Below are 13,117 nucleotides of genomic sequence, written 5' to 3'. Positions count from 1 at the left end.
GGATTCGTCGTTAATTTCAGGCTGAGCTGTAGGTCGGCGGCTTCAGACCCGACGAATTTGGGTGGTTCAGCTTGTCGGGGCTGAAGCCGCCGACCTACGGGGATCAGACATCAAGCGCCTTTGCGCGAAGCGCTCTCGGCCTTGTGCTGCTCGAGCGTGACCATCGGCGCGTGGGCTTTTTTCCAGGCGGCGTAACCGCCGTCGATGTGGGCGACATTGGTCATGCCCATGTCTTGCAAGGTTTGGGTGGCCAGCGCACTGCGCCAGCCCGCGCCGCAAAACAAGATGAACTCTTTGCTTTCGTCGGCAAACACCGGCTTGAAGTACGGAGACGCCGGGTCCACCCAGAATTCGAGCATGCCGCGCGGCGCGAGCAAGGCGCCGGGCACTGTGCCTTCGCGCTCCAATTCGCGCACATCGCGGATGTCCACGATCTGCACATTCGGCTCGGCCAAGCGGGCACGGACTTGGTCCACGCTGTAGGTCGTGACCTGGGCCATGGCCTCGTTCACAAGCGCCTGAAAACCTTTGGTGATGGGCATGCTGGGCTCCTCTTACAGCGCGCGCTGGATGATGATTTTTTGCACGTCGCTGGTGCCTTCGTAGATCTGGCACACGCGCACGTCGCGGTAGATGCGCTCGACCGGGAAGTCGCTCACATAACCGTAGCCGCCCAGGGTCTGGATGGCAGCGGAGCAAACCTTTTCGGCCACTTCGCTGGCGAACAGTTTGGCCATGGCGGCTTCTTTCAGGCAAGGACGGCCCGCGTCACGCAGGCTGGCCGCATGCCAGATCAGCTGGCGTGCGGCTTCGAGTTGCGTGGCGCAGTCGGCCAAGCGAAAACCCACGGCCTGGTGGTTGAAGATGGCGGTGCCGAAGCTCTCGCGCTGCTTGGCGTAGTCAATCGCCACATCAAGTGCGCTGCGGGCCATGCCCAGGCTTTGCGCGGCGATGCCGATGCGCCCGCCTTCCAAGCCGCCCAGGGCAATGCCATAGCCTTCGCCTTCTTTGCCAATCAGGTTTTCAGCCGGGATGCGGCAGTTGTCAAAGTTGATCTGTGCGGTGTCGCTGCTGTGTTGGCCGAGCTTGTCTTCCAGACGCGCCACCACATAGCCTGGGGCATTGGTGGGCACCAGAAAGGCGCTCATGCCTTTTTTGCCTGCGCCCTTGTCGGTGACGGCGATGACGATGGCCACATCACCATTCTTGCCACTGGTGATGAACTGCTTGACGCCATTGATGACGTAGCTGTCGCCGTCTTTCACCGCCGTCGTGCGCAAAGACGACGCATCGCTGCCCACATGCGGCTCGGTCAGGCAAAACGCGCCCAGCATGTCGCCGCGCGCCAGAGGTTCGAGCCACTGCTTCTTTTGCTGCGCGTTGCCAAACTTCATCAAGATGGCGTTCACGGGACAATTGGTCACACTGATGACGGTGCTGGTGCCGCCGTCACCGGCCGCGATCTCTTCGAGCACCAGCGCCAGCGTCACATAGTCAAGACCTGCGCCGCCCAGCTCTTCGGGCACGCAGATGCCATAAGCGCCCAATTCGGCCAGACCCTTGTGCACGTCTTTGGGGAAGTGGTGTTTTTTATCCCACTCGGCGGCATGGGGCCACAGCTCGCGTTGTGCAAAGTCGCGCACGGCGTCGCGGATCATTTCCTGGTCGGAGGTCAACAGCATGTCGGTCTTTCTTTATCGGCTCACCACGGCAGCGGCTGGCCGTGGTGGTTCAAAAATGCGCCTCGGTGTTTCGGGTCGCGTTGTTCAAGAATATGGTTCAAGGTCTGCCGCAAGCTGCTCGCGCTTTGCTCAGGCGTGAGGGGCGCTTGTGCACCGCCCATGTCGGTCTGCACCCAGCCGGGGTGGATGGCCAACACGGTGATGCCCGGCTGCTCGGCCTGCGTGCAACGCACCACCATGTTGAGCGCGGCCTTGCTCACGCGGTAAAGCGCAGCATGGCCGCTGGTGGTCTCTTGCATGCTGCCCATGATGGAGCTGATGCAGGCGATCACGCCTTGCGCCTCTTGCACCATGGGCACGATCTGGGGGATGACCTGCATCGCACCCATCACATTGGTGTGCATCACGGCATCAAAGCTGTCGCGGGTGGGCGGCGTGCTGGCACTGGCGCGGTCCATCGCGCCCGCGACGTAGATGGCCAGGTCGATTTTTTCACCGTCGAGTTGCCAAGACAGGCCCGAGTTGCTGGCCGGGTTGGCCACATCGAGACGCAGGGTTTGCGCGCCGAGCGCCTTGAGGCTCGAAAGCCCTTCGTCAGAGCGGGCCGTGGCGATCACGCGCCAGCCGTCTGCAAGGTACTGACGGGCCAGTTCGTGGCCGATGCCGCGTGAGGCGCCGATGAGGAGGACGGTGTTCATGTTGGCTTGTTTTTGTAGGAGCCAGCCCTGCAGGCGATGGGTATCGGATAAACCACCCATCGCCTGCAGGGCAGACTCCTACAAGAAAACCATCAAACCAATTCCAGCGCCACCGCCGTGCCTTCGCCGCCGCCGATGCACAGCGTGGCCAAGCCCTTCTTGAGGCCACGGGCTTTGAGCGCATGGATCAGGGTGACCATGATGCGGGCGCCCGATGCGCCGATGGGGTGACCCAATGCGCAAGCGCCGCCGTTCACGTTGACCTTGTCGTGCGGCACGTTCAGCTCTTTCATGAGCGCCATGGGCACCACGGCAAAGGCTTCGTTGACTTCCCACAGATCAACGTCTTCAACTTTCCAGCCGGCTTTGGCCAAGGCTTTTTGCGTCGCGCCCACGGGGGCGGTGGCAAACCACTCGGGCTCTTGCGCGTGGGTGGCGTGGCTCACGATGCGGGCCAGAGGCTTGCAGCCCAACTTGGCGGCGGTGCTCTCACGCATCATGACCAAGGCTGCTGCGCCATCGTTGATGGACGAGCTGCTGGCGGCGGTGATGGTGCCGTCTTTCTTGAAGGCGGGCTTGAGCGATGTGATTTTGTCGAGCTTGACTTTGCCGGGACCTTCGTCGATGGACACCACGCGCTCGCCGCTGCGGTCTTTCACCGCAACGGGGGTGATCTCGGCGGCAAAGGCGCCCGACTCGGTGGCGGCCTTCGCGCGCTGCACGCTGGTGGTGGCAAAGTGGTCTTGCTCAGCGCGGGTGAAGCTGTATTTGGCCGCGCAGTCTTCGCCAAAGGTGCCCATGCTGCGGCCGGGTTCGTAAGCGTCTTCCAGGCCGTCGAGCATCATGTGGTCAAAGATGCGGTCGTGGCCCATGCGGTAGCCGCTGCGGCCCTTGAGCATGAGGTAAGGCGCGTTGGTCATGCTCTCCATGCCACCGGCCACCAGCACGTCGTGCGTGCCAGCCACCAACATGTCGTGCGCGAACATCGCGGCACGCATGCCCGAGCCGCACATCTTGGACAAGGTCACCGCACCCGCGCTCTTGGGCAAGCCGCCTTTGAATGCCGCTTGGCGAGCAGGCGCTTGGCCTTGACCGGCCATCAGGCAGTTGCCAAACAGCACTTCGGTGACCAGTTCTGGGCTGATGCCTGCACGGTCAACTGCGGCCTTGATGGCGGCGCCACCCAGGTCGTGTGCAGACAGGCTGGCGAAGTCGCTTTGAAAGCTGCCCATGGGGGTGCGGGCAGCGCTGACGATGACGATGGGGTCGGACATGGTTTTCTCCAATCAGTAAAAAATCACCACGCCACCCGACAGGGTCACGCGGCAGGCAGCATGCCACCACGGGGGTAGCGTTTGAAAGCGTTGCGGAACACATCGACCACTTCACCGGCGTGGCTCATGCTCACACCGAGGTCTTTGACCAGGCCGTTGTCCAGGCCATAAATCCAGCCGTGCACGGTGACCTTTTGGCCCCGGCTCCAGGCGTCTTGCATGACGTTGGACAGCGCGACGTTGCCCACTTGCTCGATGACGTTCATCTCGCACAGGGCGGTTTCCAGTTCGGCTTGCGCGAGATGGTTCAGGCGCTGGCGATGGCGCAAATGCACGTCTTGCACATGGCGCAGCCAATTGTCGGCCAGGCCCACGCGCATGCCGCGTGCGGCGGCCAACACACCACCGCAGCCGTAATGGCCCACCACCATGATGTGCTCGACCTTGAGGGCATCGACCGCGTACTGAATGACCGACAAGGCGTTCAGATCGGAATGCACCACCAGGTTGGCCACGTTGCGGTGCACAAACACTTCGCCCGGGTCCAAGCCGGTGATCTGGTTGGCGGGCACGCGGCTGTCAGAACAGCCGATCCACAAGTACTTGGGGTTTTGCTGGCTGGCCAGGCGCGAAAAGTAAGCAGGGTCCTGCCGGACCATGCTTTGCGCCCAAGCGCGGTTGTTGTCAAAAAGGTGCTGTAGTGATTCGCTCATGCGTCGATTGTCGCAGTGCAGCAAAGACGTGGGTTACCAGCGGATTTCAGCAAGTCTCGGCGAACAACTCGCGGCCGATCAACATGCGGCGAATCTCGGAGGTGCCCGCGCCGATTTCGTACAACTTGGCATCGCGCCACAAGCGGCCCAGCGGGTATTCGTTGATGTAGCCGTTGCCGCCAAAAATCTGCACGCCTTCGCCCGCCATCCAGGTGGCTTTTTCGGCGGTCCACAAAATCACAGAAGCGCAGTCCTTGCGCACTTGGCGCACATGCTCGGCGCCCAGCAGGTCCAGGTTCTTGGCCACGGTGTAGGCAAAACTGCGACCGGCTTGCAACACGGTGTACATGTCGGCCACTTTGCCCTGGATCAGCTGGAACTCGCCAATGCTCTGGCCAAACTGCTTGCGGTCGTGGATGTAGGGGATCACGTTGTCCATGACCGCCTGCATGATGCCCAGCGGGCCACCGGTCAGCACGGCGCGTTCGTAGTCCAGGCCGCTCATCAGCACCTTGGCGCCGTTGTTGAGGCCGCCCAAGATGTTTTCGGCCGGCACTTCCACGTTCTCGAACACCAGCTCGCCAGTGTGGCTGCCACGCATGCCCAGCTTGTCGAGCTTTTGCGCGATGGAAAAGCCCTTCATGCCCTTTTCGATCAAAAAGGCCGTCACGCCACGGGCGCCCAGCTCGGGCTCGCTCTTGGCATAAACCACCAGCGTGTCGGCGTCGGGGCCGTTGGTGATCCACATCTTGTTGCCGTTGAGCAGGTAGTAGCCGCCTTTGTCCTCGGCCTTGAGCTTCATGCTCAACACGTCCGAGCCTGCACCGGGTTCGGACATGGCCAGGGCGCCGACGTGCTCGCCACTGATCAGCTTGGGCAGGTATTTGGCGCGCTGGGCTTCATTGCCATTGCGCTTGATCTGGTTGACGCACAGGTTGGAGTGGGCGCCATAAGACAGGCCCACCGAAGCGCTGGCACGCGAGATTTCTTCCATGGCCACCATGTGGGCCAAGTAACCCATGTTGGCGCCGCCGTATTCCTCGCCCACGGTGATGCCCAGCACGCCCAGATCGCCCATCTTGCGCCACAGGTCCATGGGGAACTGGTCGTTGCGGTCGATCTCGGCGGCGCGGGGGGCGATTTCGGCTTGGGCGAAGTCACGCACCGCGTCGCGCAGGGCGTCGATGTCTTCACCGAGTTGGAAATTCAGGCCGGGCAGGTTGTTCATGGGGAGTCTCCAGAGGTTCTCAATAGGTTTGCGGCACGGGGGCCAGTGTTTGTTGCATCACCGCGCATGGTGAGCTTTTGCCGTCGGCATCGATGTGCACGACCTCGGCAGAGGTGACCACCACGCGGCGGCCGGCCTTGATCACCTTGCCGATGGCGCGGATTTCGCCGCCTTGGTGGCTGGCCAGAAAATTGATCTTGTATTCCACCGTCACGACTTCCATGCCTTCGGGCATGACCGTCAAAGCCGCATAGCCACCGGCGATGTCGGCCAGTGCGCCGATGGCGCCACCGTGAAAGCCGCCTTGCTGCTGCGTGGTCTTGTCGCTGTAGGGGATGGCCAACTCGACATGGCCTTCGCTGGCGGACAACAAGCGCACGCCCAAATGTTGCATCAGGCCTTGGCGGGCCAGGCTGCGGGCAACGCGTTCGCGGGCAGAAACAGGAGGGGTCACAGCTGTGGGATGGTGAAACTTCAGAAGCCCTGACTGTAATTGACGTTTACGTAAACGTCAATCAGGGTTTTACCCGCCCGAGGCCATTTTGGAGGCCTTGGTCAGCAGGGTTTTGGTTTCTTTTTCGTGGGTTTTCACCTCGTCCAGCGTGGCCTCCAGATCGGCCAGCTGCGATTCGAGTTGCTGGCGGTGTTCGGCCAGCACGACCAAAAACTTTTTCAGCTGCGGCACGGTGTCGCGCGGGCTGTCGTACATGTCGATCAGGTCTTTGGCCTCGGTGAGCGACAGGCCCAGGCGCTTGGCCCGCAACGTGAGTTTGAGGCGCGTGCGGTCACGTGACGAATACACCCGGTTGCGCCCCCCCGGCCCGGAGCGCTCAGGCTCGAGCAAACCCATGTCTTCGTAAAAACGGATCGCCCGCGTGGTCAGGTCAAATTCCTGAGCGAGGTCGCTGATCGTGTAGGTGCTGGCCATGGGGGTACTCCGACTTTGCGCACTGGGGACAGGTCCGCGAAGGGGCGCCCACCTAGAATGCTTTTCACGTTTGACGTTAACGTAACGTCAATTGAGCGAATGCTAACCCAAACCACTGCCTGCATGTCCAACTCCGCCCCCTCTTCCACGCTGGACTACCCGTTTGGCGACCAGCTGCCCGAGACTGGCAGCGTGATCGAGGTCGCCCCGGGCGTGCTGTGGCTGCGCATGGGCCTGCCCTTTGCGCTGGACCACATCAACCTGTGGCTGCTGCGTGACCGCTTGCCGCACCCCAGTCAGGCCGGCGCCGAGCAAGAAGGCTGGACCGTGGTGGATTGCGGCATCGACAACCCCGCCACGCGCGAGGCCTGGCTGAACATCGAAGCCACGCACTTGCAAGGCTTGCCCATCTTGCGCGTGATCGCGACCCACATGCACCCCGACCACATGGGCCTGGCCCACTGGCTGTGTGAGCGCTGGCAAGCCCCCTTGTGGATGAGCACCAGCGAATACCAATCGGCGGTGATGGCGCAGTCGGGCGTGTCCAATTTCGGGGGCGAGCCGACCGTGAAGTTCTATGCCGCCCACGGCTGGAACAAAACCGATGACCTGGCCCAGATCAAGGCCCGCGTGGGCTATTACCCCAGCATGGTGCCGCAGGTGCCAGCCGCTTATGTGCGCTTGATGGCGGACCACACGGTGCGCATTCGCGGCCAGGACTGGCGCTGCATCAGTGGCTTTGGCCACTCGCCCGAGCACATGGCTTTGCACTGCGCCGAGCGAGGCATCTTGATCAGTGGCGACATGTTGCTGCCCTCGATCTCGACCAATGTGAGCGTGTACGCGCAAGAGCCGCAGGGCAATGCCTTGCAGTTGTTTTTGGACTCGCTGACAAAAATGCAGGACCTGCCCGACAGCACCTTGGTGCTGCCTTCGCATGGCCGACCTTTCAGGGGTGCGGCGCTGCGCATTGCGCAGCTGCGTGCTCACCACGACGAACGCCTGAGCGAGCTGCTGCAGGCCTGCACCGCGCAAGCCTTGTCGGCCCACGACGCGTTGCCCGTGCTGTTCAAGCGCCCATTGAATGTGCACCAAATGACCTTTGCCATGGGCGAGTCGGTGGCGCACCTGCACATGCTGTGGCTGAGTGGGCAATTGCAACGCGAGCTGCAAGCCGACGGCGTTTACCGCTTCAAAACTGCTCAGTCCTGAGCCAGCCCCACCGGGGATTCTTTGAGGGCCTTGCGCCGCTGCGCGTAGTCGGGCATCACTTCGCCCACCGTCTCCCAAAAGCGGGGGCTGTGGTTCATCTCGCGCAGGTGGGCCAGCTCGTGCACCACCACGTAATCGATCTGGCTGACCGGCAGATGGATGAGCCGCCAGTTCAGGCGAATGTGCCCGTCGCTGCGTGCGCTGCCCCAGCGGGTGCTGGCGCTCGACAGACTGAGCTTGCGCCACTGCACCCCCAGCAAGGGCGCGAAGTGCTGCAAACGCTGCTCAAACAAGGTGCGGGCTTGCTTTTTGAGCCAGGCCTCGGCCACCTCGCGCACCTGCGTGGCCGAAGCGCCAGGCGGCACACTCACAGGCAAACGCTGCACGTCTGCGGCTGCGGCTTGCGGGGTGCCGCGCTCGAGCACGCACAGCTGCACCGTGCCGCCCAAAAAGGGCACGTGCGCCCCATGTGTCCATTCGATGGCTTGCTGAAATTGCTCGGTCTGGCGCTGCCGGGTTTGCTGCAGCTTGGCGACGATCCAGGCGCCTTTTTCTTGCACGGCCGCGTCCACCTCGCGCAAAGTGACCCAGCTGGGCGCACGCACCACCAGCCCTTCGGCACCGACCATGAAGCCGATGGTGCGGCGGCGCGAGCGCTCGAACAAAAACGACACGGTCATGCCATGCAAGACGGCATGGCGGTTGGCGGCGGGGTGGCTAAAGCCCGAGGGCTCGGGCAAAGCCTGCGGCGGCGTCAAATCAGATGGGGGTTTGGCTTGGGGTGCGGCCCGGGGCTCGGCCGATGGCGGCAGGTTGGCCACAGCACCGGCAAGGTCGGTGGGTGCCGCTTTGTGCGGCGCAGGCAGCACCGGATCGCCTCCGGTGAAAAAGTCCAGCACAAACTGCAGTGGCGCGCGCATGCTTCGCCCCGTCTTCGGTCAGTTGGAGGCGGGGTAAGCCTCGGGGTCGAGCCGGTGCATTTCGGCTTCGATCCAGTTTTCGACTTCGCGCATCAACTCGTCGGCGTCGCGCCCCACGCTGGGGATGGCTTGGCCAATCGAGATGTCCACCACGCCGGGCTTTTTGACGAAGGCCTTGGTCGGCCAGCAACGCGCCGAGGTCACCGCGATCGGGATCACCGGCACGCCGGCCGCGATGGCCAAGCGGGCGCCGCCGGTTTTGTACTCGCCTTTTTGGCCGCGCGGGATGCGCGTGCCTTCAGGAAACATGATGACCCACACGCCCTCTTGCATGAGGCGGCGGCCTTGCTGCACCACCTTGGCAAAAGCGCGAGAGCGCTGCTTGCGGTCGATGTGGATCATGTCCAGACGGCCCATGGCCCAACCGAAAAACGGCACGCTCAGCAGCTCTTTTTTGAACACATAGGCCAGCGGGTGCGGCATGATCACCGGCATCACAAAGGTCTCCCAAGTCGACTGGTGCTTGACCAGCAAGACTGCCGGATCTTTCGCGCCTTGGGGCAGGTTGTCCATGCCCTGGATGCGGTTTTGGATGCCCAAAATTCGGGTGCCACTGTTCACCGCCAAACGCAGCCAAGCGGCGCAAATCCAATACAGGCGTGTGCTGCTGACGAAGTAAGAAACCACCACCACAAACAGCGCCCAAGGAATGACCGTGATGGCCATCCAGAGCATGTGGATTACAGCGCGGATGAAATTCATGGGGGCACTCAATTGGAAGACGTTTCACCCAGCAGGTGATCGACAAAGGCGGCCAGATCGGCGTGCACCTGGGTGCCCGCCGGGAAGGTTGCGGGCAAGGCCTGCCCCTGAACATCGGGATGGCGGCCGGTCAGCACCAAGTGCGGCGCGCAGCCTGCCGCGTGTGCTGCCTCCATGTCGCGCAGGCTGTCGCCCACATAGGGCACGCCCTTGAGGTCGATGCCGTAACGCTCTTGAATTTGGTGCAGCAAACCCGGTGCAGGTTTGCGGCAGCTGCAGCCTTCGTCGGGCGCATGGGGGCAATAGAAAATCGCATCGATGCGCCCACCGGCGGCGGCCAATGTCTTGAGCATGTGGGCATGCACAGCGTTCAGTGCGGCCATGTCAAACAGGCCGCGCCCCAAACCCGACTGGTTGGTGGCCAACACCACATGAAAGCCCGCATGGTTGAGCCGGCTGATCGCCTCGAGCGAGCCGGGCAGCGGCTGCCATTCCTCGGGCGACTTGACGAACTCTTCGCTCGCCCGGTTGATGGTGCCATCCCGGTCCAAAACGACGAGCTTCATGTGGGTGTTCATGGGGCGATCAAGCGGCCAGACGCGACAAGTCGGCCACGCGGTTCATCGCCACGTGCAGGCTTTTGAGCAGGCCTTGGCGGTTCAGGCGCAGGTCCATTTCTTCGGCATTGACCATCACGTCGTCAAAGAAAGCATCCACCGGCGCGCGCAGCGCGGCGAGGGTTTGCAAGCTGGCGGTGTAGTCACCGGCTTTGAACTGCGCCTCGGATTCGGGCAACAGCTTTTGCATCACGGCGTGCAGGTTTTTCTCGGCGTCTTCTTGCAGCAGCGCGGGGTTGACGTGGGCGTCCACCTCACCAGCTTTCTTCAAGATGTTGCCGATGCGCTTGTTGGCGGCCGCCAATGCGGGGCTCTCGGGCAAGGCCGCAAAGGCGCGCACGGCCGACAGGAACTGGCTGACCTGACCCAAACGGGCGGGACGCAAGGCCATGACGGCATCGACCTCTTGGGCGCTGAAGCCTTGCTCGCGCAGACTGCCCGACAAGCGGTCGTAGACGAAGTTGGCGACCAGCTCTGGCGTTTCCAGATTAAAGGCAGTCACCGAGCCTGCAACGGCTGCACGATCAGCAAGTTCTGTCGAGTGTGCTGCATGCTCAAAACTACCAAATGCTGTGCGCAGCAAAGTTTGAATATCTTGCTCCGGCAAGCGTTCAAGCAGCATGCGGATCACCCCCAGCGCGTGGCGGCGCAGCGCGAACGGATCTTTGTCGCCGGTGGGCACATTGCCGATGCCGAACATGCCGACCAGGGTTTCCAATTTGTCGGCCAGCGCCACCACCAAGCCGACGTTGTTGCGGGGCAACTCGTCACCGGCAAAGCGGGGCTTGTAGTGGTCTTCAATCGCCTCGGCCACCTCTGGGCTCAAGCCATCGTGGCGGGCATAGTAGCCGCCCATGATGCCTTGCAGCTCAGGGAACTCGCCGACCATGTCGGTCAGCAAATCGGTCTTGGCCAAGCGTGCGGCCTGCTCGGCTTGCGCCGCCAGCGCATCGCCACCCACTTGCTGACCAATGGCACGGGCGATGGCGCAGACACGTGCCATGCGCTCGCCTTGTGTGCCCAGCTTGTTGTGGTAGACCACTTTGGACAAGCCTTCGACGCGGGATTCGAGCGTCTTTTTGCGGTCTTGGTCAAAGAAGAATTTGGCATCGGCCAGACGCGGGCGCACCACGCGCTCGTTGCCACCGATCACCAACGACGCGTCGTCGGGGGTGATGTTGCTCACCACCAAGAAACGGTTCGTCAGCTTGCCTGAGGCATCGATCAGCGGGAAGTATTTCTGGTTGGCCTTCATCGTCAGAATCAGGCACTCTTGCGGCACATCCAAGAACTCGGTCTCGAACTGGCAGGTCAGCACATTGGGGCGCTCAACCAGTGCGGTCACTTCGTCGAGCAAGGCCTCGTCTTCGATCGGACGAGCGCCGTTGCCCACTTTGGCGGCGGCGGCTTGGAGCTGGCGCACGATCTCAGCGCGGCGCTCGGCGAAGCTGGCAATCACAGAGCCATCGTTCTTCAAGGTCTCGGCGTATTGGTCGGCATGTTGCAACACCACGGGCGAGACTTTGGCTTCAAAGCGGTGGCCTTGGGTGCTGTTTCCAGCAGTCAGGCCCAGGGCCTTGACAGGCACCACGGCACTGCCGTGCAAAGCGATCAGGCTGTGCGCGGGGCGCACAAAGTTCACGCTGCTCCAGCCCGGCAACTCGCAATCGGTCTCCAGCTGGTACTGCATCACTTTGGGAATCGGCAGTTTGGCCAAGGCTTCATCGAGCGCCTTTTGCAGGCCCGCAGCCAAGGTCGCGCCCTTGACCACGCTGTCGTAAAACAGGGCTTCGGCCTTGCCGTCGGGCGCACGCTTCAAAGCGGCCACGGCCGCAGCCGGATCGCTCACGTCGGCGCCCAAGGCTTGCAGTTTTTTCAGCAAGGCGGGGGTCGCATTGCCCGCCGCGTCCAGGCCCACCGTCACGGGCATCAGCTTTTGTTGCACCGCTTTGTCAGCGGCCTGCGCCAGCACGCCGGTCACATGGGCGGCCAAGCGGCGGGGCGAGGCAAAAGCAGTCACCACCGCATCGGCAGAGGCCAGGCCCTGGGCCTTGAGTTGTTCGGCCAGCACACCCGCGAAGGCCGCGCCCAATTTGTTGAGCGCCTTGGGCGGCAGCTCTTCCACAAACAATTCCACCAGCAAATTTTGTGTCGTCATGTCGTTCTCCCTCACGCGGCTTTCTTGGGCATCTGAGCCACCCATTCACGCGGGGCCATCGGGAAGTCCAGACGTTCGCGGCTCTCGTAATAGCTCTGCGCAACGCTGCGGGCCAGATTGCGGATGCGGCCGATGTAGGCGGCGCGCTCGGTCACGCTGATCGCGCCACGCGCGTCCAGCAGGTTGAAGGTGTGCGCGGCCTTGAGCACTTGCTCGTACGCGGGCAATGCCAGCTGTGCGCCCATGAGGTGCTGCGCTTGCTTTTCGTGCGCACCAAAGGCGGTGAACAAAAACTCGGCATCGCTGTGCTCGAAGTTATAGGTCGATTGCTCGACTTCGTTTTGTTTGTACACGTCGCCGTAGGTCAAGCCGTCGGTCCATTGCAGGTTGTAGACGTTGTCCACGCCTTGCAGGTACATGGCCAGGCGCTCCAGGCCGTAGGTGATCTCACCGGTGATCGGCTTGCAGTCGATGCCGCCCACTTGCTGAAAGTAGGTGAACTGCGTGACTTCCATGCCGTTGAGCCAGACTTCCCAGCCCAGGCCCCAAGCACCCAGTGTAGGGTTTTCCCAGTCGTCTTCGACGAAGCGGATGTCGTTCTTTTTCAGATCAAAACCCAGCGCTTCGAGGGAGCCCAAATACAGCTCCAGGATGTTGCTGGGCGCGGGCTTCAAGACCACCTGAAACTGGTAGTAGTGCTGCAGGCGGTTGGGGTTCTCGCCATAACGGCCATCTTTGGGGCGGCGGCTGGGCTGCACGTAAGCGGCCTTCCAAGGCTCGGGGCCAATGGCGCGCAAAAACGTGGCGGTGTGGCTGGTGCCCGCGCCCACTTCCATGTCGTAGGGCTGAAGCAAGGCGCAGCCCTGGGCGTCCCAGTACTGCTGCAATTTCAAAATGATTTGCTGGAAGGTCAACATGGCCGAAG

The 13,117-nt window shown here is 62.4% G+C and carries 14 protein-coding genes; 1 reads left to right on the top strand and 13 read right to left on the bottom strand.

All coding sequences use genetic code 11. The annotated features are described in order from the left end of the window. Positions 1–110 precede the first annotated feature (110 nt). The 8 genes from QLQ16_RS14520 to QLQ16_RS14485 form a co-directional block, all read right to left on the bottom strand. Positions 111–542: a rhodanese-like domain-containing protein gene (locus tag QLQ16_RS14520; RefSeq protein WP_283225387.1), complete on the bottom strand. Its 432-nt coding sequence runs from the start codon at positions 540–542 to the stop codon at positions 111–113. Between the two features lie 12 nt (positions 543–554). Next, positions 555–1,682 carry an acyl-CoA dehydrogenase family protein gene (locus QLQ16_RS14515; protein WP_283225386.1) on the bottom strand — a complete coding sequence of 376 codons (1,128 nt, stop codon included), beginning with the start codon at positions 1,680–1,682 and terminating at the stop codon, positions 555–557. A 20-nt stretch (positions 1,683–1,702) separates the two neighbouring features. Then, positions 1,703–2,380: an SDR family oxidoreductase gene (locus QLQ16_RS14510; RefSeq protein WP_283225385.1), complete on the bottom strand. Its 678-nt coding sequence runs from the start codon at positions 2,378–2,380 to the stop codon at positions 1,703–1,705. A gap of 92 nt (positions 2,381–2,472) precedes the next feature. Further along, entirely contained in the window at positions 2,473–3,654 is a 1,182-nt protein-coding gene (locus QLQ16_RS14505) for an acetyl-CoA C-acyltransferase (RefSeq protein ID WP_283225384.1), read from the bottom strand. 44 nt (positions 3,655–3,698) lie between these two features. Further along, complete coding sequence (can, locus tag QLQ16_RS14500) at positions 3,699–4,367, bottom strand: carbonate dehydratase (protein WP_283225383.1); 669 nt, start codon at positions 4,365–4,367, stop codon at positions 3,699–3,701. Positions 4,368–4,413: 46 nt separating this feature from the next. Beyond that, on the bottom strand, positions 4,414–5,595 hold the full coding sequence (locus QLQ16_RS14495; RefSeq protein WP_283225382.1) for an isovaleryl-CoA dehydrogenase: 1,182 nt from the start codon (positions 5,593–5,595) through the stop codon (positions 4,414–4,416). Positions 5,596–5,614: 19 nt separating this feature from the next. Next, complete coding sequence (locus tag QLQ16_RS14490) at positions 5,615–6,049, bottom strand: PaaI family thioesterase (RefSeq protein ID WP_431310424.1); 435 nt, start codon at positions 6,047–6,049, stop codon at positions 5,615–5,617. 69 nt (positions 6,050–6,118) lie between these two features. Continuing rightward, positions 6,119–6,523 (bottom strand): MerR family transcriptional regulator, encoded by a 405-nt coding sequence (locus QLQ16_RS14485; protein WP_283225381.1) that lies wholly within the window; start codon positions 6,521–6,523, stop codon positions 6,119–6,121. 123 nt (positions 6,524–6,646) lie between these two features. Here QLQ16_RS14485 and QLQ16_RS14480 point away from each other — a divergent pair, with 123 nt between their 5' ends. Beyond that, entirely contained in the window at positions 6,647–7,735 is a 1,089-nt protein-coding gene (locus QLQ16_RS14480; protein WP_283225380.1) for an MBL fold metallo-hydrolase, read from the top strand. On the opposite strand, the gene QLQ16_RS14475 is transcribed toward QLQ16_RS14480, so the two are convergent. Genes QLQ16_RS14475 through glyQ form a run of 5 tightly spaced genes read right to left on the bottom strand, consistent with a single transcriptional unit; the run spans position 7,726 to position 13,109 of the window. After that, complete coding sequence (locus QLQ16_RS14475; protein ID WP_283225379.1) at positions 7,726–8,655, bottom strand: M48 family metallopeptidase; 930 nt, start codon at positions 8,653–8,655, stop codon at positions 7,726–7,728. The genes QLQ16_RS14480 and QLQ16_RS14475 overlap by 10 nt on opposite strands. A gap of 18 nt (positions 8,656–8,673) precedes the next feature. Beyond that, entirely contained in the window at positions 8,674–9,417 is a 744-nt protein-coding gene (locus QLQ16_RS14470) for a lysophospholipid acyltransferase family protein (protein ID WP_283225378.1), read from the bottom strand. A gap of 8 nt (positions 9,418–9,425) precedes the next feature. Then, positions 9,426–9,995 carry a D-glycero-beta-D-manno-heptose 1,7-bisphosphate 7-phosphatase gene (gene gmhB / locus QLQ16_RS14465; protein WP_283225377.1) on the bottom strand — a complete coding sequence of 190 codons (570 nt, stop codon included), beginning with the start codon at positions 9,993–9,995 and terminating at the stop codon, positions 9,426–9,428. Positions 9,996–10,002: 7 nt separating this feature from the next. Next, a complete protein-coding gene (gene glyS / locus QLQ16_RS14460) occupies positions 10,003–12,192 on the bottom strand; it encodes a glycine--tRNA ligase subunit beta (RefSeq protein ID WP_283225376.1) in 2,190 nt (729 codons plus the stop codon). A gap of 11 nt (positions 12,193–12,203) precedes the next feature. Then, complete coding sequence (gene glyQ, locus QLQ16_RS14455) at positions 12,204–13,109, bottom strand: glycine--tRNA ligase subunit alpha (RefSeq protein WP_089952531.1); 906 nt, start codon at positions 13,107–13,109, stop codon at positions 12,204–12,206. Positions 13,110–13,117: the final 8 nt, after the last annotated feature.

This window comes from Limnohabitans lacus, assembly GCF_030053395.1.
In the GTDB taxonomy this organism is placed as follows: domain Bacteria; phylum Pseudomonadota; class Gammaproteobacteria; order Burkholderiales; family Burkholderiaceae_C; genus Limnohabitans_A; species Limnohabitans_A lacus.
This window is presented reverse-complemented; position numbering and strand designations above follow the sequence as displayed.

Bases quoted from the DNA above. Each gene is read 5' to 3' on its own strand.
- can (WP_283225383.1), bottom strand. From the start codon at position 4,367: ATGAGCGAATCACTACAGCACCTTTTTGACAACAACCGCGCTTGGGCG.
- QLQ16_RS14505 (WP_283225384.1), bottom strand. From the start codon at position 3,654: ATGTCCGACCCCATCGTCATCGTCAGCGCTGCCCGCACCCCCATGGGC.
- QLQ16_RS14480 (WP_283225380.1), top strand. From the start codon at position 6,647: ATGTCCAACTCCGCCCCCTCTTCCACGCTGGACTACCCGTTTGGCGAC.
- glyQ (WP_089952531.1), bottom strand. From the start codon at position 13,109: ATGTTGACCTTCCAGCAAATCATTTTGAAATTGCAGCAGTACTGGGAC.
- glyS (WP_283225376.1), bottom strand. From the start codon at position 12,192: ATGACGACACAAAATTTGCTGGTGGAATTGTTTGTGGAAGAGCTGCCG.
- QLQ16_RS14485 (WP_283225381.1), bottom strand. From the start codon at position 6,523: ATGGCCAGCACCTACACGATCAGCGACCTCGCTCAGGAATTTGACCTG.
- gmhB (WP_283225377.1), bottom strand. From the start codon at position 9,995: ATGAACACCCACATGAAGCTCGTCGTTTTGGACCGGGATGGCACCATC.
- QLQ16_RS14520 (WP_283225387.1), bottom strand. From the start codon at position 542: ATGCCCATCACCAAAGGTTTTCAGGCGCTTGTGAACGAGGCCATGGCC.
- QLQ16_RS14515 (WP_283225386.1), bottom strand. From the start codon at position 1,682: ATGCTGTTGACCTCCGACCAGGAAATGATCCGCGACGCCGTGCGCGAC.
- QLQ16_RS14495 (WP_283225382.1), bottom strand. From the start codon at position 5,595: ATGAACAACCTGCCCGGCCTGAATTTCCAACTCGGTGAAGACATCGAC.
- QLQ16_RS14470 (WP_283225378.1), bottom strand. From the start codon at position 9,417: ATGAATTTCATCCGCGCTGTAATCCACATGCTCTGGATGGCCATCACG.
- QLQ16_RS14510 (WP_283225385.1), bottom strand. From the start codon at position 2,380: ATGAACACCGTCCTCCTCATCGGCGCCTCACGCGGCATCGGCCACGAA.
- QLQ16_RS14475 (WP_283225379.1), bottom strand. From the start codon at position 8,655: ATGCGCGCGCCACTGCAGTTTGTGCTGGACTTTTTCACCGGAGGCGAT.